Raw genomic sequence first — 23090 nt, 5'->3', positions numbered from 1 at the left:
CCCCGGAAAAACGCAAGCAGTCAGCAGGCTACAGAGAACAAAACCAATCGACAAAGAAGCAGAATCTCGCGCTCAACACCACACTCCTAAACAGGAGAGCTGCCAACCACCCCAGTGCGCTTACCACTCCAGCAGTGCAGCCCAGGAGCCGGGTCGTTATCCATATCATCGCCACACTAGAGCACTGATCGCCAATCGCTGAAAGCATCTGCCAGATTGGGCGTGGCGTAAAACCTTTTAAAAATTCATGTGTATCTTCTCTTCTTCCCATTGCCTTCGTATACACTTTTTTTTGTTGCCTACAGCGGCAAGGCGGGAAAGAATTTAATTGTGGGTCCCAAACCTCGCCAGGAGCGATACCGCGGGGCCCAAGCAGGTATTAGCAGCCCATGGCTGAGAGCATATCATAGGCCAGTCGCTCTCCTAAAATCGTCGCTATGTGACTGCCCCGGGCATACTCGTCCAGTACCAAAAGGACTTGAATAAAATGGCTATATTTGAAACAGTCTGCTCCATCAGTCCTCCCGTAGCAGATATCTATCTGCCATTGAACCATCAGTATCATATCAATCTGGAAGGTAGACTGTAGAGTTATCCAGGTGAGGAGCCAGAGAATCGGAGACAATCCTTTGTTAAAGCGTCTCAGCAGACCTGCTCCACTCCAACCGGCAACTCCCCGGCTTCAGGATAGATGAGCACTCTACGGTCTGCTGAACACTCAGAGGCGAACCCGTTACTTCAATCGTTGATGGATTGATAGACCAGGGTCCAGAAATCGTGGTAGAGGTTGAGCGGGAGGGAGCGCTGCGTGAACAGAATCCCAACCAGATCCTCTTTGGGGTCGGAGAACCAGGAGGTGCCCATGCTGCCAAGCCAGCCGAAGCGGCCTGGAACCGAGGCAATATCATCGCGTCTGGTCACTACTGAGACGCCAAAGCCCCAACCATTTGACTCAAAAAAGCCGGGAAACAGAGGCAGGCTCGATACCGCTTTCTGTGCTGGCGTTAACTGGTCTGTGATCATTGCCTCAACCGAGGGGCGCGAGAGAATGCGTTCGCCCCCATACCTGCCCTTATTCAACAGCATCTGTCCGAAGGCCAGATAGTCATCAATGGTCGAGAGCAGCTCGGCAGCTCCAGACGGGAAGATTGGCGGACGGCTCCACTGACTCTCCTGCACACCCTCAAAGAGTTTGCGGGTTCCAGTTGCCGGGTCGGCAATGTAGTTGCTTGCCAGGCGATGGAGCTTGTCAGGCGGAACGCTGAAGCCAGTGTCCTTCATCCCAAGCGGCTCAAAGATCCGTTCGCGCAGGAATGTCTCAAACGGCTGGCCGGAGACGCGGGCGATCAGCACACTCAATACTTCGGATCCTATCCCGTAGGGCCACTGTTCGCCGGGCTGGTACATGAGCGGCAGCGTGCCCAGCCGGCGGATCCACTCATCAGGATCGGGCTTTTCCTGAAGTTGAGCCCCTGCCAGCGCCATGCCAATCTGAAGCTCGTTGGCGGCCTTGAGGATCGGATACGCTCCAGCAGGTGTAAACAGCAGACCGAAGCCCATCGTAAAGGTGAGCAGATCGCGCACGGTGATCGGGCGGTGCGCGGGTACCGTTCGCTCAACGCTCGCTATCAAGACTCGCCATCCTCCGAGCATCATAGCGAGCGCCAGCAGCGGCCCCCTTTGGTATGGCCGCTTCGATGTGTGCCAACTCGTCCTCAGTGAGATGCAGGTTGACTGCTCCCAGCGCTTCGGCAAGTCGATCTCGCCGTCGTGCCCCGATCAGGGGAACCACGTCTTGACCACGCGAGAGCACCCAGGCGATCGCTAGCTGTGCCACTGTCGCCCCTTTTGCCTCGGCAAGCGCACGGAGCGCCTCAACCAGAGCCAGATTGTGCGCCAGGTTCTCACCGGTGAAACGAGGATTGGTAGCGCGGAAATCATCTGCGCTGAGCGCTCGCTGCTGAGACCAGTGACCGCTGATCAGGCCTCGGGAAAGAACGCCGTATGCTGTCACACCAATTCCCAGTTCACGGCAGGTCGGCAGAATCTCAGCCTCTATGTCGCGCGAGAGCAAGGAATACTCGACTTGTACATCGCAGATGGGATATACACTTGCCGCACGATGCAGTGTCCTTGCCCCCACCTCTGAGAGGGCGATGTGGCGAACATAACCAGCTTTGACCAGATCGGCCATTGCTCCAACCGTTTCCTCTATCGGCACAGCAGGATCGAGGCGAGCAAGTCGGTAAATATCGACATACTCTGTTCTCAGCCGTCGCAGACTATAGGCCAGAAAGTCCTTGACGGCTGCTGGTCGTCCATCGATGCCACCAGCCCAACTCCTGGTAGGATCACCCAGCACCCCGAATTTGACGCTCAGGACCACCTGTGAGCGGTTGCGCCCCTGCAATGCTTTTTGCAGCAGAAGCTCATTGTGCCCTGCACCATAGAAGTCAGCCGTATCAAGCAACGTGATCCCGGCATCAAGAGCAGCCTGGATCGTTGCCAGGCTCTCGGCTTCATCGGCAGGCCCATAGAGAGCTGACATTCCCATACAGCCCAGACCAAAAGCCGAAACGTAAGGACCAGTAGAACCAAGTGAGCGCGTATACATTTGTTTTTCTCCTTTTGAAGATTGCACTGCTTCATCCCAACGCCTACAATAGAAGCAGCTTATGACCGACGCCTTTCAAAGATGACTTCAGGAAAGGGAACCGATGATCCTTCAAGCAGCCTTTGTGGTTTCCCTTTGAGGTGTCTGTCAAAGAACGTAAGTGCGTAGGTATTAATGATCTTATGTGCGTGCTTACTTCCAACAGGTCCTCTTAAATCAATGGCCGGGGATAGTGGTGAGAGGAGACTAAGATCTGTACAATCGATGTGAAACATCCCAGGCACTTGCACAAAGTAGCCATCCCCTGGCAACCGGTTATACACTGCATGCATGGTGTTCTGGGTTTGCTCGATCTCCTGCCCTTGCCAGCCGCCAGTTTTTTGTCTTTCGAGCAACATCGTGCTAACAGGACGGGTAATCCACATACTGGGCAGTCGTAAGCCACTGTTGACCACATTGGCAGGCATCGCAACATCCATCATCAGGCAAGCAGAGAGGCGTGAGTCTGTTGCACGCGCCTGCGAGGCAACCATACCGCCGAATGAAACACCAAAGGTCCCGTCCCGGTCAGAAGACCCTGTGGGTCTCTCCTATTGAGAGACGCAAGCTGATCAAGGGTGAAGCTAACATCCTGGGCAAAGTAGGGGATAATGCCGTCATTGAACGCCTGCCCATTGTGGGACATCTTTGGCTGGATTGAGGCTCTGCGTGTAGAGGGGCTACATCTGTTTTTTTGAGAGTCCAGCGATCTCATATCCATCTGGGAACACCACTGACGCAGCCACTCCTGGCTGATCAAGGCCCACGACGATAAAGCCATGTGACACCAACTCCATAACCTGATCAGAATGGTCATCTGCCCGAGCGACGAGCTGATATCTATAAACAGATCGTTGACCTCATGCTTCAGGGATGGGATCGTGAGCGCCTTCTCTCTCGGCCAGAGAATGCTCTACTAAAGCCCGAGCTGAAGCGTGAGCTGCTCGCTCACCTTGCCTGGCATTATCATCAGCAGTATACACGCGACTTCACTGAGGATGAGGTTGTTACATTTATCGCGGATTTCTATCAGAAGCAGCAGTGGTTTCCTGAGAGATCATCTTCCATGAAACTGCGAAGAATAACTATGACGAGAAGACACCTCTTGCTGGTTCTAGAGACCAAGTAGGAAGGCAGCGGCCCAAGTTGCAGATCCGTGAAGTGGAAGGTTAAGGCCAATAGCTTCATCAATGAAGCTGGAGTTCTGATCTATTTTCCCACAATTTCTCGGCGAAGGGGACTGACAAGGGAAAAGAGAACCTGATTCTATCGCACCATCCTAGATGGACTATGGATTGATAGATGCGAGGAATTCAAAATGCTTTTTGCGTTTCTCGGGATCAGTTGCAATGGTTTCCAGATAGGGAAGCTTCCCGAAAGGCGTAGCAGATGACATGATATAGCTCCCATCCTTTGACCAAACATCTATGTATATTTGCTCATTTTGTGAACGCACCGTCATCAATTCAGGCTGCCGATGCTTTACGAGATGAAGGCTGTAACGCACGGTTTCTTTAAGAAATTCTAGTAGTTCATCCGATGGTTGGTATTGATGTGTATTTTGGGCCATGTCAACTCACTCCTTTCACAGATCAGCTAGAGCAATCAACAATATAACAAACAAAACTAACTATATTGCTATTTTAGCATTAAGTTGAGAAAAAGGGCAAGGTTACCCTTTTTCTCGTTTAGTTTAATCCACATATCCTGAATCTTGAGGCTGGAGACCATAGCAAATGTATCCGTACCCTGTGGTAACAGTCAAATTATCCAGGATCGCATACACGCTTCCAACCCCAGTAAATGGATTGTCAGAGCGCGACCAATTGTCTCCAAAATATCCCTGCGAGCCTCCGTAGCCGTTTTGACCACCAGTATCATAATTAACCCATTTAACACTCCAGCTTACCGAAATCATATATCCCTTTGAAGAACTAGCTGCAATGGTAATCGTTGGAGTTCCCCCGTTGAAGTTATCTGTGATATACAACGATGTCGTTCCACAAGCACCAGCTCTTGTGTCGAAAGGTTTCAATGTGTTAATGGCATTTGATTGAGGACAATCGCCTCGGGCTTGAGCCTGCTTGAGAACTTCAGCCGAAAGATGTTTACAATCAACTTGTAAGTTTACTGTTTGCTTTACTGTTTTTGTCGCTTTTTTTGCAGATACAGGGCTACTGGTAGTGGCAAAGCTGAAAATTGTCAGGAGAACTACAGCGATGGTCAGCCACAGCATTTTGCTTACGGAGATACGTTGCACAGTTTTGAATCCTTTCACTTAGCAAGAGTCTATCCACATTACTCACATACATGCCACTTTCTGTTATGGAGCTTGCTGAAGACACTTGGAGCTTCCTAGAGGCCATTTTGACTGACCACGAAAAATAGCTCTCTGTATAAATAGAAGCACAGCAGGCAAAAAGAATACTATATACTTTTCCTAAAAAGGAATAAGTTTGCGATAAAAATGTTTTGGATACAACTATTCTCAATATACCTGCTTTCCAATCAAGACTATCTACTTACTACAATATTAAAAATAACATAATAATTTCCAAAATACAAGTTATTCATGCATTTTTTTACTTCGATTTTAGTATAATTAAACAAACTTTAAAAGCAAATATTTTTAGATAAACAAATTTACTAATTTATATAAATCGAGAATTATAACCACCTTTGAAAGGTGCTTCGTAATGATCAATTCCGGTTAATCGCCTTGCTCATCCGCACTTGCCTCGCCGAGCTATTCCTCGTTGGTTTTGTTGTGTTCTGGGATGATCACCTGTTTTCAGCGATTGACTTTACGGCATTGTTTCAGGTATACATGCCAAGTATGATAAGGGAAAGGATGCAGTAATACGATGGAGTGTTAGCATAGCATCAATTCAGGAGAGAGGGTAGACTAAGATCCTGGCGAAAATGTGTAGTAAAGCAATTTGTAATATTTGGCCTGCGAGTATGAATGGAACGAAAAACAACGCTAAGAGCAAATAGCCTCACCGCCACATCGAAACGCCCTGACTTATTCTATGAGCGTTGTAAATTTCTGCGGCGGGCCTCATTGGCCCATGAGGCTATCAGGTTTTTTGTGGGAGGAGACCATGGGTGAGCGAATGCAAGAAAAGCTTCTGGGCGAAGCGCTCTCTCTGTGCTATACTCTCTGAACACTATCCATGCCTGTTCATCAAGGGCTGATGAGCCAAGGGAGCTGCTTCCTCCACTAGAGAGTGACCAAGCGAAGAGCATCAAATGTTTGAAGAACGAGGGACCTCCATGAAACCATCTTCAAAACTCAGTCATTTTAGAACAGAGGCGGGGAAAAAGGAATTTCTGGCAGCATATCATGAAGCGATGGCCCTTTTACCACCTCCTACCGAGACAAAAGATATCACCACGGACTTTGGGAGCGTACGGGTCTACGCTTTTGTCAAGCAAGAAAATGGACACAAAGATCCCATTGTCCTGCTCCCGGGTCGCTCAGCTTCCACTCCCATGTGGGAACCCAACATCCAGGGACTTCTGGAAGAAAGGCCCGTTTATTCGATTGATGCCTTAGGAGAACCAGGGTTAAGTGTGCAGACCGCTGAAATCAAAGGGAGCAGAGATCAAGCACTGTGGTTACATCAGGTGCTCTCGGCACTCCCTCTCAAAAAGGCTCACCTGATGAGTGTTTCGTTTGGTGGATGGGCCGCGATGAATCTGGTACGCGCTTATCCTGAAGCAGTTGCTTCTCTGAGTTTACTCGATCCGGTGTTTGTCTTTGTTCCCATCTCAGCAAAAGTCCTTTTCCTCTCGCTTCCAGCGACCATCCCCATCGTGCCCAAGCCGATCCGTGAGAAGATGCTTGGCTACATCTCCGGAGGAATACAGGCAAATGAACGGATACCTGTCGCCAAACTCATAGCCATCAGTATGAAACAGTTTGCCATCAAATTACCTCCACCGGATCAATTTTCCCAGCATGATCTGAGAACGATACACATCCCGGTGTTAGCACTGATGGCAGAGAAGAGTGCCATGCATGATGCAAGAAAAGCCGTTGAAAATGGCAAAAAATGGATGAGTACTCTCGACATCGAACTATGGCCCAATGCCTCTCACGCTATCAACGGGGAATACCCTCGTGAAATCAATAAACGGGTTCTGTCTTTCATCGAACACCATGCTCAGTGAACATGAGCATGTCAAAGAGACTTCAAGGGTAGTCTGCAAGGGGAACCATTTCCTTAGCGTTGTTTTTCGTTCCATTCATACTCGCAGGCCAAATATTACAAATTGCTTTACTACACATTTTCGCCAGGATCTTAGTCTACCCTCCGTAAGCTCTCATTGCGGCAACGTGCCTTATTCGAAGTAGAGGATATAGAAGAGAAATCACAGGACATACATCTTGACGAAGAGCCCATTATGCAAGTTGCCTATTTTCCTACTTTCAGAACAATGATAGAAGCCTGGTCCTCAGTAGAAGAAATTCAAACTGGCCGTCCATACAGACAAAGAAGTTCTCACTGGACCTCTTCAGAGGAAATGGAATTATCAACAGCAAGAGATCGAGCAATACATTTTGCGCGCAGGCAGGCTCTTTGGGTCATTTGTTCCGTTGCTCAATTATCCTTCCCCACTAGAAATAGAAAGAGGCCCTATATTGGCTATTTCACTGGCTATACTATATAATTGAGATGAAAAGTATATATAGTATTCATGCGAAGCATATTCCCTACCATCAAGCGTTTCTCAATTAAAACAACTGATCCTTTTTCAGGACGCAAACACCTGACAATTACTCAGGAAGGGATTTTTCATGACGATCAGCGTACGTAAAAACCTCATCATTTTCTTCCTTCTGGTTGGTGTTCTCAGTATCATTACGTCTCTTCTCTTACATGCTTTTGCCCTCCTTTGCTACCTTGTTGGCATCATGGCAATCTTTGCTGCAATTGCTCTAAGCACACAACACATCTCGCCATCTCATAGGACAAATGTTCTGTTTATAGGTCCTGTTGCCTTCATCAGACGAGACCTGCGGAGACCCCTTGCTTCAGCTATGGGGAGGAAGCAGGTCTTCCTTTCTTGGGGCTTGGAGACAGGAGTGAACCTGTACCTATTGACAAAACTTTGTATATATGAGATACTTCTTGCATGGACAGAACGATCATCTTGCATCTCCAACCGAACAGTGAGCAAGCACAGGTGTTGCAGCGAACCTTGCAAGCACACACCGATTGCTTTAACGCAGTAGCTCAAGAGGGCTTTACGACCTCGTGTCACAATGGGGTAGAACTGCATAAGCGTACCTACTATCCCTTGCGGGCGACGCATCCTGATTTGCCCGCTCAACTGGTCTGTGCTGCTCGTGTGAAAGCCACCGAAGCCGTCAAATCGGCCCTGGATCGACGCAAGAAGGGGCGTAAAGCGAGTACCCCGCGTGCTCGTCTCTGTCCGATTCGCTACGATCAACGCTCCTACTGGGTCAAGTGGGAAACCATGACATGCAGCCTTGCAACCACTGATGGGCGAGTTGAATTGCCCTTCGTGGTGCCACCCTATGCCGCCAGGTATATCGGAGGCAAGGTATGTAGTGCCGACCTCTGCTCCCGCAAAGGTCGTTATACGCTGCATGTGGTCGTGAGCATCCCTGATCCAGTGGTTGCCCCATCGGGGAAAGTCGTGGGTGTTGATCTCGGGTTGAATCGTCCTGCTGTCACCTCCAATAAGCAATTCCTCGGTGAACGTCGCTGGAAAGAGCAAGAGCGTCGGATCTTCCGTCTCAAGCGGAAACTGCAAGCCAAAGGCACAAAGAGTGCGAAACGCCACTTGCGCAAGCTCTCTGGCAAACTGCTTCGGCAACGCAAAGATCATGACCATGTTCTCAGTAAGCGCATCGTTGCCCACACCCCTGCGGGTTCGACCATGGTGGTTGAGAATCTGACGCATATTCGCTCTCGTGCCAGGATGAAGAAGAAGACAGAAACACAGCGTCGCCTCCATTCGTGGAGCTTCGCACAGTTTCACGCCTTTCTGACCTACAAAGCACAGGAGAAGGGAATCAGGGTGGTCAAAGTTGATCCTCGTCATACCTCCCAGACCTGTTCTCGCTGTGGGCATCAGGCTCGCAAGAATCGTCGTTCTCAAAGCCTCTTCCTGTGTCGTGAATGTGGCTACTGCCTCAATGCCGATCTCAACGCGTCTCAAAATATTCGAGAGAAATACCTCTCGTCTCTTGCCAGCCTCGGTATACCCTTGGTTGGTGGGTCGTCGTCAAGCGGCCTATCGTCTCAACCCCTCGTGGGTTAGGGACAAGCCCCCGGCTTGAGCCGTGGGGTACTTGACTATTGCAGTTATAGGAGGGTACCTCCTCTTCTCTCTTCTGCGTTGAGCACAACAGAAGCCTCGATCGCAGAAAACAGTGAGGAACAGGGAGCGAGACTTCTCAGATTCTTGCAGAAAAACAACGCTCCTTGTCCCCAAATGTATCTGGATACTGAATCAACGTGCAGCCCCTTTTCGCATCTGACGATGCTTTGCATCTTTCGTATATGCTTGATCTCTCTCGTACTCCTTTAACCCGAGGTACAAACATAACGGATGCAACCACGATACTGCGCACATCTGACTTCGTTTTAATACAACAGTTGTATCCCCAGTCCTAGCTGGCCTGCTTTTCGATACACGTACGATGCAAGCGCCACATCTTCGATCGCAAGCCCGAACGGATTCACCAGGAGAATATCATCCTTCGTTTTCCTCCCACCTCGCTTCCCGCAGACAAGCTCGCCTAATTGCGCATCAACTCGCCGACACTCCTCCCCTTTAGCGGGCAAAGCTTCATCCGGCCCGACAAGCTGCCCGTTCCTATACATTCTTCCCAGAAGGCGACGGGTATCAGTGCGCACCAGTTCCCAATCATCGACGATCACCCCATCGGCTCGAAGCACAACCTCTGGCAGCACATCATCCAGCGAAACATGCACCACAATAGTTCCAGGTTGCAACCATGCATACTGGATATATCCTTCAGTCACCGTCGTCGCAGGAATTACCAGTTGTGCCGGACGAATCGCCGCTTCCGCCGACTTCGCCTCTTCCAATGTGACTCCACGCCGGAGCAACTCAGACTGCAATGCTTGTCGCACTTGCTCCACCTGTCCTGGGACCAGATCATAGACCAGGAGCCGTTGCACGTCAGGCAGATACTTCAACACCAACTCCAGATGTCGCTGCGCAATCACGCCTGCCCCAATTACGGCAACCGTCTCAATCGGCTCTCCCTGTAAAAGCAAGGCAGACAGGATACTGACACTGGCCGTTCGCAGGCTCGAAAGATAGGCCGATTCCATCACACATACTACCTGCGCCGTCACCTCGTCATAGAGTAACGTCAGTCCGCTGGCCCGAGGAATACCGCGCCGTTGTGGATTCGCGATGTTCCCATTAATTACTTTCGTGCCTGCAAATCGAATCGCTCCCCCGACATAGGCCGGCATATTCAGGCTGCGCACGTGCTCTCCCTCCTCATTCACCCACCCAAGATACGCCTCATCAGGCAGAATCGTCTGACCGCGACCATGCAGCTGAAACACTTCTCGCATCACAGCAACGCTATCGAGATCAACGCAGGCTCGCATCACATCCTCACGCGAGAGATACACAAAACCGTCTCGCATCTTTCGTTCCTTTCAGACTCAAGGCACGCTCAAAACAATCAATCTTATCCAGCTCTATTCCATTCTCCTGTAACCAGGCATCCTGATAGATCGAAGACGTATAGTTTGCGCCTCCATCGGGGCACAGACACACTACACGCTCAAGCTCAGAATGTTGTTCCAGATAGCGCAGGCAGGCCGCGAGCACCGCACCACTCGATCCCCCCACCTGTATCTGCACAGAGGCAGCCAGTGAACGGCACACCGAAAAGGCTTCCCGATCCGTCACCAGCAGGTACTCGTCATAGTGTTCACGACGCAGAAAACGAGAGGGCTGAGAGGCACCTATCCCCGTTAATTTTCTCGGCGCCGCTGGCGTTCCAAACACAACTGACCCATAAGCATCAACGGCGATAATCCGCGTTCTCGGGCTGACTTCACGGAAGTATTCAGCAATTCCGGCCAGTGTTCCGCCCGTTGACACCGCGAGAAAGATAGCATCGACCTTTCCCTGCATCTGGCGATAGATCTCAGGCCCGGTCATCTGGCGATGCACCAGCGGATTGGCCGCATTAGCATACTGATTCGGCCAGACGTAGTGGGCGGAACGCTCACAATATTCCCGAATACGGGCCAGCCGCGAGAGCAGATACCCCCCATGCTCATCGGGCTGGCGTACCATATCAACCTCGGCACCAAGTGCCTGCATGCGCGAAACATTCTCAGGTGTCGTCTTTGGATCAACTACGGCAATAAAGCTATATCCACGCAAGCGGCAGAGAAAGGCCAGCGCTACCCCGAGATTTCCCGATGTTGATTCCACCAGACATGAGCCTGGCTGCAATCTCCCGCGCCGCTCCAACGTCTGTAGCAATCCCCAGGCCGTGCGATCCTTCACCGAGCCGGTCGGATTATCTGCTTCCAGCTTCAGATGAATTGTTCTCGGCCTGCCATGCAACAGCACGCGAATAGCTTCCATTCTCGTATTTCCCAGTTTCCGCGCCAGATCGCACAACTCTCGATGGGTAAGACTGGCAAAGTCACAAGCATTCATCCGCTTCCCCTCCTATGCTGCCTTTGCCAGTATCTCTTGCGCCTGTGCCTTTTCTTCTCCCTTCTGCGTTTCTTTCTCAGGATGCGTCAGGAGATAGATTCCGATATAGCTTGTAACTGTCATAATGGCGGTAATAGTCATCGAAGCAGCAAAAGCGAGAACGGTTGATGGCCTGGACATAGGATAGACTCCTTTCCTTTATGCAGCTGAAAGCAAACTTTGTTCCTTGATCGCGGTCATACAGCGTGCCAGCCCTTCTTCTACAGAGAGTGGACGCACTCCGATCTTCCTGCTGATTTTCTCAATACAGAGTCCTGCGTATGTGGGTCGTTGCGCCTTTTGCGCCAATTCATCGCTCAAAATCGGCGAAATCAATGTCTCATTAGCGCCCAGAAAACGTGCCACCAGTAACGCAAACTGATAACGATCAATCATCGAACTGCCAGCCGTATGATAGATCCCTTGTGCCCGCAGGGAAGCCAGAGCAAGGATCTGCTCAACCAGATCCTCTACATAGGTTGGAGAACTGACTTGATCGCACACAATACGCACTGGTTGTTTCCGCTGAAGCTGCTGCGCCAGCCAGAGAGTAAAGTCCTGCCGCGCTCCCCCCACAGAGCCATACACCACAGCGGTTCGGCAGATGGTCCAGCTCTCACAGCCCTCCTGTACTGCCCGCTCCCCAAGCAGCTTGCTCTGCCCATAGACGCTCAAGGGCCGCACCTGATCCTCTTCTAGATAAGGTCGAGGTGACGTCCCGTCATAGACATAATCGGTTGAAAGGAATAGACAGTGAACGCCATACCGGCCACAGACTCGGGCCAAACGATAGGTTGCAGCAGCGTTGAGAGCATATGCCAGTTCTCGCAGCCCCTCACAGGCATCAACGTTGGTCAGAGCTGCGCAATGGATCAACACCTCAGGCTGTACTCGCTCAAACAAAGCGCACAGCCTGGCTTCCGAAATCGTGGTCAGGTCGCAGTACTCATATTGCACTCCCGGCTCACGCCGGATGAACTCGCTCCGCTGGAGCGCATATACGGTATGTCCCTGCGCTCCCAGCCGATGCAGTATCCGACTGCCAATACAGCCACTGCCCCCTGTCACAAGAAAGGTACTCATGCAGCCTCCGCCTCAAGCTCAAAAACTCTGCGTACAAAATCGTCATATCTGGCACGCGTCGCCGCGATCCACTCCGGATGTTCCTGATACCAACGCACTGTCTGTTCAATGCCCTCGCGAAAACGCACCCGCGGCTGCCAGCCACACACGCGCCGGATCTTGGTTGTATCAACAGCGTGGCGTCTGACATGCCCTGGTCGATCAGGAACAAATTGAATCAAGCTTCTCGGTCTTCTCAACAGATCCAATACTGTGCAGGCATTTTCCAGTATTGTGCGCTCCTCACCAGCCCCCACGTTAAACACTTCACCATGAACCCGCTTCCCATCTTCATGAAGCAGCGTCAGAATAGCCGCCGCATGGTCGTAGACGTGAATCCAGTCACGTACATTCTGTCCTGTGCCATAAATCGGTAACGGTCGTTTCTCCTGTGCACAGAGAATGAAATGCGGTAGCTGTTTCTCCGGATACTGGCGCGGGCCATAGTTATTGCCACAACGTGTAATGACCACTGGCACGCCATAAGTCGTCCAGTACGAATAGGCCAGGCTATCCGCTGCGGCTTTGCTGGCAGCGTAAGGCGACATCGGTCGCTGCGGATCAGTCTCTAACGAGGGACGACTGATCCCCTCCGGTGAAAGCGCATTTCCATACACCTCATCGGTTGAGATATGGATAAAGCGCTGAATATGATGTTTCCGCGCCGCCTCCAGCAGCACATAGGTGCCCTCCACATTTGTCTTGATAAACGCTTCCGGAGCCACAATAGAGCGATCGACATGCGTTTCAGCAGCGAAATGTACAACAGCCTGACATCCTCGGATGGCCCGCTCAACCTGTAAGGGGTTGCAGATATCACCTTCTTGGAAGGTACAGTTTGGCCGTTCCAGTTCCTCCGTGAGGTTCAGCAGATTCCCTGCATAGGTCAACTTATCCAGGATCACCACCTCATAGGTCGGATAGTGCTGGAGCAGAAACGACACAAAATTACTGCCGATAAAGCCAGCGCCTCCTGTGACGAGAATACGCACTTCGCCATCTCCTCTTTCTTTTACACTAAGCAGACATCAGCCCGATGCTGCTATGATCTCCAAGCAATAACCGATGCGCTCCAGGACGGCCCTGCGTCGGGTAGATCTGTGTATGGCGCCCAATCAAACTATCTTCGATACGCCCGCCAATTGCCTGGATGGTGCATCCCTCCAGAATGATACTGTGCTCAATCTCGCTATTCATAACGACTGTGTCATGAGCTATTGAGGTAAAAGGACCAATATATGTATTTTCCAGGACGACATTGCGCCCGATAATCGATGGTCCCCGTACCACGCTGTTAATCAGCCGCACATTTTCCTCCAGCACCACTTCACCATAGAGACACGAGCGCTCATCAATCTCGACCCCGGGCGCCAGCGCTCCCTGCATCTGGCTCAGCACAGTACGATTTGCGTTCAACATATCCTGCATCCTCCCCGTATCAATCCAGTACCCACGCAAGAGATGCGGACTCACTCTGTAGCCCCGGTCAATGAGATATTGAATCGCATCGGTGATTTCCAGCTCACCCCGCGCAGAAGGGTGAATTGCGTTAACCGCCTCAAAGATATGTGCATCAAAGAGGTAGACACCTACTATCGCCAGATCGCTGATCGGCTCTCTCGGCTTCTCCACCACTCTCACCAGCCGCTCTTGCTCCTCGGAAAGCAGTGCCACCCCAAACTGTTGCGGCGCCTCAACTCGCGTTAAGCATACCTGTGCGTGATCGAGGCAATCAGGGGCGGCAAAATGCGCGACCAGTTCACCTAGCGGCTCCTCAATGAAGTTATCGCCCAGGAACATCAAGAAGCGGTCATTCTGAAGAAAAGGTTGCGCGAGCTTTACCGCATGGGCCAACCCGAGCGGCTGTTCTTGATGAATATAGGAGATAGAGACCTGCTCACCGAACTGGCGGCCATCACCAACCGCAGCGATAATCTCTTCGCGCGTGTCGCCAACCACAATCCCAATCTCATAAATGCCGGCAGCGACGATCTTTTCCAGCGCATAAAAGAGCACTGGTTTATTGGCCACCGGAATCAACTGCTTGGCATTGGTGTAGGTCAGCGGATGCAGCCGCGTTCCCTTGCCGCCGCTTAAAACTAACGCTTTCATTTGATCGTCGCTCCGCTCTTCCAGTCGTAGCCTATCTCAGGATCATCATGCGGGATACGTCCCTCTTCCTCCGGGTTATAGATGCTTGATGTCACATAGAAGAGATGCGAAACACCGCCAATCGCCTTACAGCCATGCGCCACCCCGGGTGGGATCTTTAACACCGCAGGCTCAAGATCCTCACCCAGAAACAGGGTGATAGTTCTGCCAAACGTCGGGGAATCAGGGCGCCGATCCGAAAGCCCCACTTTCAACCGTCCAAGCGCCACATACCACCAATCAACCTGTGTTTTATGAATATGCCATGCCTTCGCCACTCCCGGATACATCTTGCTATGGCTCAATTGCCCGAAGCCCTCGGCAAAAAACGGGTCATTCTGACGAATCAGCTCCAGGAAAAAACCGCGCTCATCAGCATGCCGCTGCAACTTCTTCAGCACCACGCCCTCTATCTCCAGGCACTCCTGTACGATAGCTATACTCATCAGCGTCTCTCCTTTTCTCCCTGCACGGAAGGGAACCCGAGGAGCTGGCTGCTCCTCGGAATCGCCCTCTTAGAGCATCTTCACTTTCCAGGATCTTGGCACAATGTACGGCGAAGAAGCAGACTCAGCCGCATATTCAGTGCCTTCTGCGGTGCGCACGGTCCAGGTTAAACCGGGAACGGTGAACGGCTCATTGTTCAGCGCCAGGCCAAGAATCGCATCCAGCGTCGGGCTATAGCAAGCTGTGACGACTCGCCCAATAACCTGATCGTCGAGCACAATTGCATCGCCCGCCTCGATCTGTGCCTGCTTCTCGACGATAAAGCCAATCATTCGGCGCTCAACCGGCTGTGCGGCCTGCTCATTGATTGCCTCCTGACCGATATATGCATCCATCTTGCCGAAATCGATCAGCCAGCCCAGACCAGCTTCAAGAACAGGGATCTCACGCGCCTCAATATGGCCGATTGGCTGTCGCACTTCCAGCATGGTGATCTCCAGCGCTTCACTTCCGCACTGCGTTCCGCCAAGCTCCTGTGTTTTTGCGTACAGCTCATGCCAGACCTCGCCTGCCACAGACGCCGGAACAAAGACCTTATACCCATACTCGCCAGTGTAGCCAGTGCGGGCCAGTAACAGGGTGGCGCCATCACGCTCTACTTCGACAAAGCCCTGAAAGGGAATGCTGCTGATCTCGTAATCAAGCAGTGTTTGCGCCACCTTAAAAGCCAGTGGTCCCTCAAGCCCGATCAGCGCATACTCATCACTGATATCCTCAATCTCAACACCCTCTTCCCGATGTTGCTCAAACCACTCCGTCAGACGTTTGCGGTCGGTGGTCTCGGTCTCAATCACAATCGCATCATCATACTTGTACAGTGTCACGATACCAAGCAGCTTTGCTTCTTCGTCCAGACAGAGCGCGAAGATTTCGGTCTCGCTATTCAAGAACTCGATATCCCGGCTGACCATTTTTGAAACCCAGGCCACATGCTCATCTCCGCTGACCCGGAATTTACCATGCGTGGACATATCAAAGATACCCACACTGCTGCGAATGGCCGCGTACTCTTTCATGACATCACCAAAGGAAGCGATAATGCCATAGCCCGCCTCATCTTTCATCACTGCCTGCTCGTGTGTCACTGTCAGTAATCCGGTATTCATGCATATACTCCTTTCATGGTTGCAATCCATGTCTCAAAGAGGTCATAGGTTGGCGGCAGTCCAACGACCTGTTCGATATATGCCTGTTGCCGCGCCTGAAGCACCTCACGGGCTTTCCTGTTACAGAGCAGCTCCGCGAAGCAGTGCGCAGTCTCGCTCAATGCATACATCTCCGCCTGAACCAGTGTGGTACAATACGGGTTATTCTGAAACAGCGGTCGTAATTCGTCGATCCAGCCGTTTGGATAAATCGTAAAGGGATAAATTCCGCCATGAAGCAGACTATTCCACTTCTGGATCAGCGCCGCACCCTCTTCCGAAAGTCGCAGATGCTCCGGGAAGGTCAATGGTGAGCCATCCTGCGTCCCGGTGAGCAGCGTATTAGTCAGCACAATGACCGGTACACGCCCGAAAACGGCCCTTGTCGTAGCGCTGGAGGGCATATTATCCGTCACAAACAGATCGCAAGAGAGCACCAGTTCGGTGAACTCGTTCATTGGAAGAAAGGGCATACTTACAAAGCGCCTCTGCTCCTGTCTATACACCTCTCCTTTCCCCTGCGGCATTACTCCCACCACCGTTACCGGTGCATCTACTTCCGCAAGATAATGTGTCAGAAGCTCTTGCAAGAAATCTTCATAACTATAGGTCAGGCGCGCCGCACGCCCACCAGACTGCAACATGCGGTAATACATCGCCTTGAGCGCCCAGGAAGCCTTTGCAAACATCACCAGCTTTTCGCCATCCTCCCGCACCCCCAGGCGCTGACGCACTTCACGACGCCGCGCCTCCGTGATCGTAAATGGCTGCTCGTACATCTTGAGCGAGATGACACGTCCCTCAGGCTTTGTCGGCACATTTACCGGACAGGCCCGCAAGATCTGCACTCCCTCGGGCAGCGCTCGCACCCGTGCCAGACGATCAAACTTGCCTTTAAACAGGCGTTCATCCTGTGGACGAATCAACCTGTTTTCAACTGTGCGCGGCTCTGGCGCCCACCGGAACGAGTCAAAGGTGGCGCATGGAACCGGCAAACGCAACAGAGCTTCCAGATCCAGTATCTCGCTCTCGATATCCAGTAGATAGTAATCAGCCAACACCACGGCATCAGGGCGAAAGTCTTCTATCACCTCCTGTATCTGTTGATGAAGCTTCAGCGGCAGCACTCTTACCTGCATCCCCGCAGCCTCAGCATACGCTTGCTGCTCAGGTGGCGTTAAAAAGAGCACCTCGGCCCCACGACGCTGCAATTGTTGGGCCACGCAGAGCGCGTTATGCAGCTCTCCTACACTGAACTTGCTCAACGCCACAAAAATGACTCGCATTCCATTCATCCTTTCACACTGCCTGTCTGGCTCCGCTGAAAGCCTGCGACACTGAAAGCCTGTTCCAGCGAATCTGAGACAAAGAGATATGAGTATGCTCGTTGTGTCTCTCCTGGTGCCACATCAAAATGATGAAGAAGGGCATGTTGAAAACCATCCTTTGGCCATTCATAGGTTGCAATCTCCGGTGCGCAGAGACTTACAGCCACGTCTCGCCCCAGAGTCACAACACAACTGCGTCCGGTATAGACCCGCCTGCCTCGCTTTTCCTCCTTCAGATACGCTCCCTTCCCCTGCCGCTCATAGTACAGCATCTTCGGCACGCGACTATGCAGCGCTCGGAAGAAGGCATAAAACAGGAGATCAAAGGTTTCAGTTACCGCCCGCGTGTTGTGATATTCAGCCATCAACCGAAGCATACTTGTCCCTGGCAGGACAGAATAAGCGATGCGCAGTGCACCGGCAGTCAAGATCACGCCCTCCCAGGCTCGCCCCTGTGCATCCAGCTCCTGATATGGCTGGACTTCATATTCAGGAATTCGCTCACCATCACAAAGTAAGCTCTCCAGCAAATTAGTACGCTCATTGACCCTGTAGGGATGGATACCACCAAACCAGGACGCGTTTTCACCAAACGGACGCGGTCGAGGCAACGCTGTTTGTAGCAGATTAGCCCCCTGAAAGGTCAAACTGTAGATGCTCCCGGCAAACTTTGGCGCGACCTGAAAACGTACCACTCCGTTATCAACCTGATAGCCTCGGGTCTGTCCTGTCCCGCCCGGTGTAAGTCGCACTGCGGGCGCCTCCTGCACCGAGAGTCGTTCCAGCACCGTTTCGATAGCGGGTCGCGTCTCAGGCGTCTGCATTGCCAAAACCGCTGTTTGTTCCGCCTCAACCGGGCCATGAGCATAGCAGGTCTGCCAGTGACGCTGAACCTCATTTGCTCCACCAGGCCCGATATAGTAGGCGTAGCCAGGCAAGATAGCTTCTTTCTCCGGGAGCTCGAAAAATAGCGACGGCATCCAATGAAGCCCGTAACAGATCTCAGCGGCACGCTCCCAGAGCAGCCCTGTACAGCGACCAGCTTCTTCAAACACCGACCAGTTTTCGGCATAAGCCGCGCTATCGCACGGCAGATCTGCACTCGGAATAGCCTCAAACTCGTGCATTGCATAGGGATATTCCCCATAGATTACCGGTCTCGTCTGCCAGCCCTCACGCAAGGGCACAGTAAGCACACTCTGGCGTAGAGCGCACCAGCCATACGTTTTCAACCTGGCCTGCCGTCTCCGAGCTGGCTTCCATGCTTGCTGAATCTCCAGCAGATGATCATCACGCAGCCGCAGCGTTCGCCTGAGCAAGCTGCCATCTTTCAGCGTTTCCTGTAGCGTCAGCGTGCCATCTGCCTCACAGCATGCCTCAAGCCTACGCACCTTACCTCGCTTCAAGCCGCCAGGGAATGGCGGCCCTACATCGGGCCATGCCTCATACAGAGCTAACCTGCTTGCACCCTTATCCCAGATATGCATCAGACCTGTCTTCGCATCGATGGTTGCTCTTACAGCAGTCGACTCAAGCACATACGCTCCGCTCTCTTCACGGTAGCTGACCGCCATTCCCCGACGTAGCGCCGGTAACATTACCGGGTCCAGTTGCCGCCGTGTTCCATCCTCTGCCTGCGCCTCGAACACGACGGCATGAACGCCCTCTGGAACCCCCTCACAGGAGAGCGCCGTTTCAGCAGCGCTCTCTGCTGCGAGAGTTATGCTGTCACACCGGGCCCAGGAGGGCGCAACAACAGACAGTGAACAGGGACGTTGCGTTGCATTTTGCAAACAAATCGGGACGCGCACCGTCTCAGTTCCCGGCACGAGATGGACTAACGGGCGCACTCGCTGGGCATGCACACCTGTCAATAATCTGACGCCTACCTGAAAATCAAGCGAGCAGCTCTCCAAATGCAAGGTACAGCGCACAACGTGCCGTCCTGGCTGTGGAAAGACCAGCCGCTCCACATACCGCCAGTGCTGGTGGGGACCGAATATTCTCCGTGTAAGCACTTCGCTCCCATCAGCCCGGCTGACAGCACAAGCCTGTTCACATTGGGTGGTCAGTTCGTGTACCAGCTTCAGTTCTTCACCAACCAGACCCTCTGGCCCGGCCTCTGGATAAAAGCTGAAATGAACAGCGTTTGTCTGTAACTCCACCAGTCCATTGCTCTCGACATCCAGCCGGAAACGATAGAAATGTTCTTCAAAATGAATCTCGTAGGTAATCACTTCCAGGCCGTTCCAGCTTTCGGTATCGTAGCCGGTTGAGCGCAGTGACTGCCTGGGAGCCAGGAAGCGCCAGCAGCTTTCAACTCGTGGCAGCGTAGTCAGATAATCCGGGACCATCTGTTTGATACTGCGCATAATCAGCGGCTGATATCCCTTCAGCTCAATCTGCCCATCGTAGTCGATGCTGCTTGCCCGTGTGCGATAAAGGCCCATACGTTTATAAAGTGCCAGGGCTGTTGTGTTCGCCGGATTCACGGTCGCGCTGATACAGCTATAACCATCGCGAATCAGGGCTCGCAACGCCTCAATGAAGAGCAGGTTGGGAATCGAGCCATTACGGAACTCCGGGTGAATAAAGAAGCTCCCTGCGAACACCTCTTCAGGCTGTGCAACTCGCTGCTCCGATACCTGAAACAGGCCCAGCGTGCCCACAATTGCGTTTGGCTCCTGACTCTCGGCAACAAGAAACAGATAGGTGCCTCGTTCCTCTAACAGGCGACGGAAAGTCGCGCCGGTTAACGCCTGTCCACCGGCAATCGGGCCAAAACCTCCCCGATTATAGAGGTCAACCACGCCCTCAACATCCGCCTCTTGCAATGGACGAATTGCGATGGAGCCTGACATACATCACCTCCTACAGCTCTTCGGGCTGAGCCTGCGTAACGCCGAGGATACCTTCTGCAACCAGATGCGGTCCAACATGCGCAGAGACTTTAACCTGGGAAAACACGCCATGACCGGCTGCGACACTCGACTTCAGCGTTAATTGATCTCCCGGCACCACCGGGCGCATAAACTTCATACTCTTAATCATCACCAGATAGCCTACATGATCTGCCACCTCCTCCAACGCCGCACCAGCCCCACACTCTTCGGCCCGAGCCAGGTGCCCACTACAGTAGACAATCGCGGTTAACTGGGCCAGCGCCTCTACAATCAGCACCCCGGGCATGATTGCCCGCTGCGGGAAATGGCCCTCAAAGAATGGCTCGCTAATGGTCACGTTCTTGATCCCGACCGCATATTTGTCTGGCACCAGCTCGGTCACACGATCCAGCAGCAGGAAGGGCCAGCGATGGGGTAACATCGTTCGTATTTCGTCTGCTCCTAATGTCGTCTTCATGACATTACTCCTTCTCCCTATGCTTCAAACATCGGTGCGGCGACCGGTTCACGCCCTTGCTGAAAGGCCAGGATGTATTCAGCGATCTTATTGACCGAGCTCAACGAACTGATATCATCATCGCTCACCGAGACCTCAAATGCCTCCTCGATGCCGACCACCAGTTCAAGCGCATCCAGGGAGTCCAGGCCGAGACCGCGGCCAAAGAGCGGCTGGTCATCCGTTATCTGGCCAGGCTCACAGCTCAATTCCAGTGAGTTCACCAGCAATTCCTTGATTCGTTCGTTCAATATGCGCCGCTGCAGTGCCTTCTCATACAGCTCCTGAGATACTGCCATTGTTTTTCTCCTTCCTTTCCTTTTCGTATCAAACAGTCACTAAACCGCCATCGACAATGAAGACTTTTCCGGTAATATAGGCGGCCTTTGACGAGGCCAGAAACGAGACCATATACGCGATCTCCTCCGGCTTGCCGATCCGGCCCAGGGGAACCATCTCCAGATATTTTTTCAACACATCCGGCTCCATCTGTCGGGTCATATCAGTCTCGGTAAAGCCCGGAGCCACAACATTCGCTCTGATTCCTTGCGGAGCCACTTCACGCGCCAATCCTTTCGTGAAGGCAATCAGGCCACCCTTCGACGCTGAATAATTGAGTTGGCCGGGCTGCCCTACTACCCCGCTGGTCGAGGCCACATTGATAATCGCGCCCCGCTTCTGCCGGTGCATAATCTTGAGTGCCTCTCGCGTACAGAAGAACGTCCCTTTCAGATTGGTGTCTATAACGTCCTGCCATTTGGCTGCGCTCATCATCGTGACAAAGCCATCCTTCGTGATCCCGGCGTTGTTCACCAGGATGTCCAGCCGCCCATACTCCTTTTTAATTTCACGACACATTCGCTGGACTGCGGCCTCATCCGCGACGTTTGCCTGAAAGATCTTTGCCGTGCCGCCAGCTCGCTCAATCTGGTCAGCAACCTGCAACGCCTCCTCCTCCTTGCTGTGATAATGTACCATGACTTTCACACCATAGGAGGCCAGATCAAGAGCGACTGCCTTGCCAATGCCGCGCGATGCGCCTGTTACTAGCGCTACTTCCTCTCCGGTAAACATTGCCTTGCTCCTCTTATGCTGCTTGCTTCTCGCTCAGATGGGTAAAGACTGCCTCTATTTCAGCGACGGTGCCACAGGGAAGAGCCGTATGTGGTGTCTTCCAGGCGCTGGCCAGCTTCGTTAATGTTTGACAGGGACCAACCTCCAGGAAGAGCCGGTACCCCTCCTCAAGCATCCGGCTAAACGACTGCCGCCAATAGACCGCGCCACCATTCAGATCAAGCAGTGCCTCACGCACCCGGTGCGGATCGGTCGTCACCTCGTTAAAGCCGCTCAACAGAACGGGGATTCGAGGCTGTCGGATCGTCATCGTGTCGACCAGTTCGCACCATTGTTCCTGAATTACCATCAGTAGTGGCGAGTGATGCGCGTTCCCAACACTGAAGCGCTCCGGTCTCGGGATGTAGACACCTCGCAGGCCCCGTACCCGCTCCCGTACCCGCCGAAGGACCTCATCCGATCCGGCAAACACGATCTGTGTTGGACTGTTATACAGCCCCACGTGCGCCTTCTCCTCGCCCCCGATCAGCTCCACCTGTTGCATGACTTCCTCGTTTGCCGTGATGATCGCCAGCATAGAGCCGCGCTTTTCAGGTGGGATCGAGGCGATCAATCGCCCGCGCTGCTCCAGCACACGCACTGCCTGGGCAAAATCAATAGCATCAGCGGCAAGCAGTGACGCAAAGATTCCACCACTGGCACCCGCAACGATCGCAGGCCTTAACCCCGCCCCTTCCAGTACCCGCAGACTCGCCACGCTCACCACAAACATAGTTAACAGGCGCATTTCCTGTGTACTGGTCAGTTCGTTGAGCGGGCTATAGAAGCACTTTTGTGCGAAATCATAACCCAGCACGGCGCTTGCTTGTGAGAAAACCGCACGCGCTTCAGGCCAACGCTCTGCCAGATCGCGACCCATTCCCTCGCGCTGTGAGGCCATACCGGGAAAGAGAAACGCGTATCGCATACCAT

23 protein-coding genes are annotated in these 23090 nt (G+C 52.6%); 4 read left to right on the top strand and 19 right to left on the bottom strand.

Features of this window, described 5'->3' with window-relative positions; translation table 11 throughout:
• Positions 1 to 738: 738 nt before the first annotated feature.
• Genes KTH_RS32215 through KTH_RS32205 form a run of 3 tightly spaced genes read right to left on the bottom strand, consistent with a single transcriptional unit; the run spans position 739 to position 3147 of the window.
• Positions 739 to 1632 (bottom strand): serine hydrolase domain-containing protein, encoded by an 894-nt coding sequence (locus KTH_RS32215; protein WP_497622993.1) that lies wholly within the window; start codon positions 1630 to 1632, stop codon positions 739 to 741.
• Positions 1616 to 2614, bottom strand: a complete 999-nt coding sequence (locus tag KTH_RS32210; RefSeq protein WP_497622991.1) for an aldo/keto reductase — start codon at positions 2612 to 2614, stop codon at positions 1616 to 1618. The genes KTH_RS32215 and KTH_RS32210 overlap by 17 nt, the downstream gene beginning before the upstream one ends.
• Positions 2615 to 2673: 59 nt before the next feature.
• The gene (locus KTH_RS32205) at positions 2674 to 3147 is read right to left on the bottom strand and encodes a hypothetical protein (RefSeq protein WP_497622989.1); all 474 of its coding nucleotides are present in this window, start codon (positions 3145 to 3147) and stop codon (positions 2674 to 2676) included.
• A gap of 8 nt (positions 3148 to 3155) precedes the next feature.
• On the opposite strand from KTH_RS32205, the gene KTH_RS32200 reads away from it, so the two are divergent.
• Positions 3156 to 3314: a hypothetical protein gene (locus KTH_RS32200; protein WP_497622987.1), complete on the top strand. Its 159-nt coding sequence runs from the start codon at positions 3156 to 3158 to the stop codon at positions 3312 to 3314.
• 201 nt (positions 3315 to 3515) lie between these two features.
• On the top strand, positions 3516 to 3782 hold the full coding sequence (locus KTH_RS32195; RefSeq protein ID WP_497622985.1) for a hypothetical protein: 267 nt from the start codon (positions 3516 to 3518) through the stop codon (positions 3780 to 3782).
• A 159-nt stretch (positions 3783 to 3941) separates the two neighbouring features.
• Here the strand turns inward: KTH_RS32195 and KTH_RS32190 are convergent, their stop codons facing one another.
• Positions 3942 to 4223: a hypothetical protein gene (locus KTH_RS32190; protein WP_497622983.1), complete on the bottom strand. Its 282-nt coding sequence runs from the start codon at positions 4221 to 4223 to the stop codon at positions 3942 to 3944.
• A gap of 123 nt (positions 4224 to 4346) precedes the next feature.
• Positions 4347 to 4913, bottom strand: coding sequence for a hypothetical protein (locus KTH_RS32185; RefSeq protein ID WP_497622981.1), 567 nt, complete (start codon positions 4911 to 4913; stop codon positions 4347 to 4349).
• Positions 4914 to 5929: 1016 nt separating this feature from the next.
• Here KTH_RS32185 and KTH_RS32180 point away from each other — a divergent pair.
• A complete protein-coding gene (locus tag KTH_RS32180; RefSeq protein ID WP_497622979.1) occupies positions 5930 to 6829 on the top strand; it encodes an alpha/beta fold hydrolase in 900 nt (299 codons plus the stop codon).
• Positions 6830 to 7795: 966 nt separating this feature from the next.
• A complete protein-coding gene (locus KTH_RS32175; protein WP_497622977.1) occupies positions 7796 to 8950 on the top strand; it encodes an RNA-guided endonuclease InsQ/TnpB family protein in 1155 nt (384 codons plus the stop codon).
• A gap of 326 nt (positions 8951 to 9276) precedes the next feature.
• On the opposite strand, the gene KTH_RS32170 is transcribed toward KTH_RS32175, so the two are convergent.
• From KTH_RS32170 to KTH_RS32105, 14 genes are all read right to left on the bottom strand, one after another.
• Positions 9277 to 10320: an ornithine cyclodeaminase family protein gene (locus KTH_RS32170; RefSeq protein WP_497622976.1), complete on the bottom strand. Its 1044-nt coding sequence runs from the start codon at positions 10318 to 10320 to the stop codon at positions 9277 to 9279.
• Positions 10289 to 11353, bottom strand: a complete 1065-nt coding sequence (sbnA, locus tag KTH_RS32165) for a 2,3-diaminopropionate biosynthesis protein SbnA (RefSeq protein WP_111325573.1) — start codon at positions 11351 to 11353, stop codon at positions 10289 to 10291. Before sbnA ends, KTH_RS32170 begins: the two co-directional genes overlap by 32 nt.
• A gap of 12 nt (positions 11354 to 11365) precedes the next feature.
• Complete coding sequence (locus tag KTH_RS32160; protein ID WP_497622974.1) at positions 11366 to 11533, bottom strand: hypothetical protein; 168 nt, start codon at positions 11531 to 11533, stop codon at positions 11366 to 11368.
• An 18-nt stretch (positions 11534 to 11551) separates the two neighbouring features.
• A complete protein-coding gene (rfbD, locus tag KTH_RS32155) occupies positions 11552 to 12475 on the bottom strand; it encodes a dTDP-4-dehydrorhamnose reductase (protein ID WP_497622972.1) in 924 nt (307 codons plus the stop codon).
• Positions 12472 to 13506, bottom strand: coding sequence for a dTDP-glucose 4,6-dehydratase (rfbB, locus tag KTH_RS32150; RefSeq protein WP_497622970.1), 1035 nt, complete (start codon positions 13504 to 13506; stop codon positions 12472 to 12474). The genes rfbD and rfbB overlap by 4 nt, the downstream gene beginning before the upstream one ends.
• Positions 13507 to 13531: 25 nt before the next feature.
• Entirely contained in the window at positions 13532 to 14626 is a 1095-nt protein-coding gene (locus KTH_RS32145) for a glucose-1-phosphate thymidylyltransferase (protein WP_497622968.1), read from the bottom strand.
• On the bottom strand, positions 14623 to 15111 hold the full coding sequence (locus KTH_RS32140) for a dTDP-4-dehydrorhamnose 3,5-epimerase family protein (protein WP_111325569.1): 489 nt from the start codon (positions 15109 to 15111) through the stop codon (positions 14623 to 14625). Before KTH_RS32140 ends, KTH_RS32145 begins: the two co-directional genes overlap by 4 nt.
• Positions 15112 to 15180: 69 nt before the next feature.
• Positions 15181 to 16278, bottom strand: coding sequence for an aminomethyl transferase family protein (locus KTH_RS32135; protein ID WP_170142917.1), 1098 nt, complete (start codon positions 16276 to 16278; stop codon positions 15181 to 15183).
• The gene (locus KTH_RS32130) at positions 16275 to 17603 is read right to left on the bottom strand and encodes a DUF6365 family protein (RefSeq protein WP_497622965.1); all 1329 of its coding nucleotides are present in this window, start codon (positions 17601 to 17603) and stop codon (positions 16275 to 16277) included. The genes KTH_RS32135 and KTH_RS32130 overlap by 4 nt, the downstream gene beginning before the upstream one ends.
• Positions 17604 to 17608: 5 nt before the next feature.
• Positions 17609 to 20506 (bottom strand): GNAT family N-acetyltransferase, encoded by a 2898-nt coding sequence (locus tag KTH_RS32125; RefSeq protein WP_497622963.1) that lies wholly within the window; start codon positions 20504 to 20506, stop codon positions 17609 to 17611.
• A gap of 10 nt (positions 20507 to 20516) precedes the next feature.
• A complete protein-coding gene (gene fabZ, locus KTH_RS32120; protein ID WP_111325565.1) occupies positions 20517 to 21005 on the bottom strand; it encodes a 3-hydroxyacyl-ACP dehydratase FabZ in 489 nt (162 codons plus the stop codon).
• A gap of 17 nt (positions 21006 to 21022) precedes the next feature.
• Positions 21023 to 21343, bottom strand: coding sequence for an acyl carrier protein (locus KTH_RS32115; RefSeq protein WP_111325564.1), 321 nt, complete (start codon positions 21341 to 21343; stop codon positions 21023 to 21025).
• A gap of 28 nt (positions 21344 to 21371) precedes the next feature.
• A complete protein-coding gene (gene fabG, locus KTH_RS32110) occupies positions 21372 to 22118 on the bottom strand; it encodes a 3-oxoacyl-[acyl-carrier-protein] reductase (RefSeq protein WP_111325563.1) in 747 nt (248 codons plus the stop codon).
• 13 nt (positions 22119 to 22131) lie between these two features.
• Positions 22132 to 23085, bottom strand: a complete 954-nt coding sequence (locus KTH_RS32105) for an ACP S-malonyltransferase (protein WP_497622960.1) — start codon at positions 23083 to 23085, stop codon at positions 22132 to 22134.
• Positions 23086 to 23090 lie beyond the last annotated feature (5 nt).

It is taken from the genome of Thermosporothrix sp. COM3 (genome assembly GCF_059696735.1).
Note: the sequence above shows the minus strand (reverse complement) of the source record. Positions and strands in the feature narration are given on the sequence as shown.

Coding starts and splice junctions, on each gene's coding strand:
- rfbD (WP_497622972.1), bottom strand. CDS start 12,475: ATGAGTACCTTTCTTGTGACAGGGGGCAGTGGCTGTATTGGCAGTCGG.
- KTH_RS32175 (WP_497622977.1), top strand. CDS start 7,796: ATGGACAGAACGATCATCTTGCATCTCCAACCGAACAGTGAGCAAGCA.
- KTH_RS32195 (WP_497622985.1), top strand. CDS start 3,516: ATGCTTCAGGGATGGGATCGTGAGCGCCTTCTCTCTCGGCCAGAGAAT.
- KTH_RS32205 (WP_497622989.1), bottom strand. CDS start 3,147: ATGGTTGCCTCGCAGGCGCGTGCAACAGACTCACGCCTCTCTGCTTGC.
- KTH_RS32200 (WP_497622987.1), top strand. CDS start 3,156: ATGAAACACCAAAGGTCCCGTCCCGGTCAGAAGACCCTGTGGGTCTCT.
- KTH_RS32170 (WP_497622976.1), bottom strand. CDS start 10,320: ATGCGAGACGGTTTTGTGTATCTCTCGCGTGAGGATGTGATGCGAGCC.
- KTH_RS32105 (WP_497622960.1), bottom strand. CDS start 23,085: ATGCGATACGCGTTTCTCTTTCCCGGTATGGCCTCACAGCGCGAGGGA.
- sbnA (WP_111325573.1), bottom strand. CDS start 11,353: ATGAATGCTTGTGACTTTGCCAGTCTTACCCATCGAGAGTTGTGCGAT.
- KTH_RS32140 (WP_111325569.1), bottom strand. CDS start 15,111: ATGAGTATAGCTATCGTACAGGAGTGCCTGGAGATAGAGGGCGTGGTG.
- KTH_RS32125 (WP_497622963.1), bottom strand. CDS start 20,506: ATGTCAGGCTCCATCGCAATTCGTCCATTGCAAGAGGCGGATGTTGAG.
- KTH_RS32145 (WP_497622968.1), bottom strand. CDS start 14,626: ATGAAAGCGTTAGTTTTAAGCGGCGGCAAGGGAACGCGGCTGCATCCG.
- fabZ (WP_111325565.1), bottom strand. CDS start 21,005: ATGAAGACGACATTAGGAGCAGACGAAATACGAACGATGTTACCCCAT.
- KTH_RS32160 (WP_497622974.1), bottom strand. CDS start 11,533: ATGTCCAGGCCATCAACCGTTCTCGCTTTTGCTGCTTCGATGACTATT.
- KTH_RS32190 (WP_497622983.1), bottom strand. CDS start 4,223: ATGGCCCAAAATACACATCAATACCAACCATCGGATGAACTACTAGAA.
- KTH_RS32210 (WP_497622991.1), bottom strand. CDS start 2,614: ATGTATACGCGCTCACTTGGTTCTACTGGTCCTTACGTTTCGGCTTTT.
- KTH_RS32115 (WP_111325564.1), bottom strand. CDS start 21,343: ATGGCAGTATCTCAGGAGCTGTATGAGAAGGCACTGCAGCGGCGCATA.
- fabG (WP_111325563.1), bottom strand. CDS start 22,118: ATGTTTACCGGAGAGGAAGTAGCGCTAGTAACAGGCGCATCGCGCGGC.
- KTH_RS32135 (WP_170142917.1), bottom strand. CDS start 16,278: ATGAATACCGGATTACTGACAGTGACACACGAGCAGGCAGTGATGAAA.
- KTH_RS32180 (WP_497622979.1), top strand. CDS start 5,930: ATGAAACCATCTTCAAAACTCAGTCATTTTAGAACAGAGGCGGGGAAA.
- KTH_RS32130 (WP_497622965.1), bottom strand. CDS start 17,603: ATGCGAGTCATTTTTGTGGCGTTGAGCAAGTTCAGTGTAGGAGAGCTG.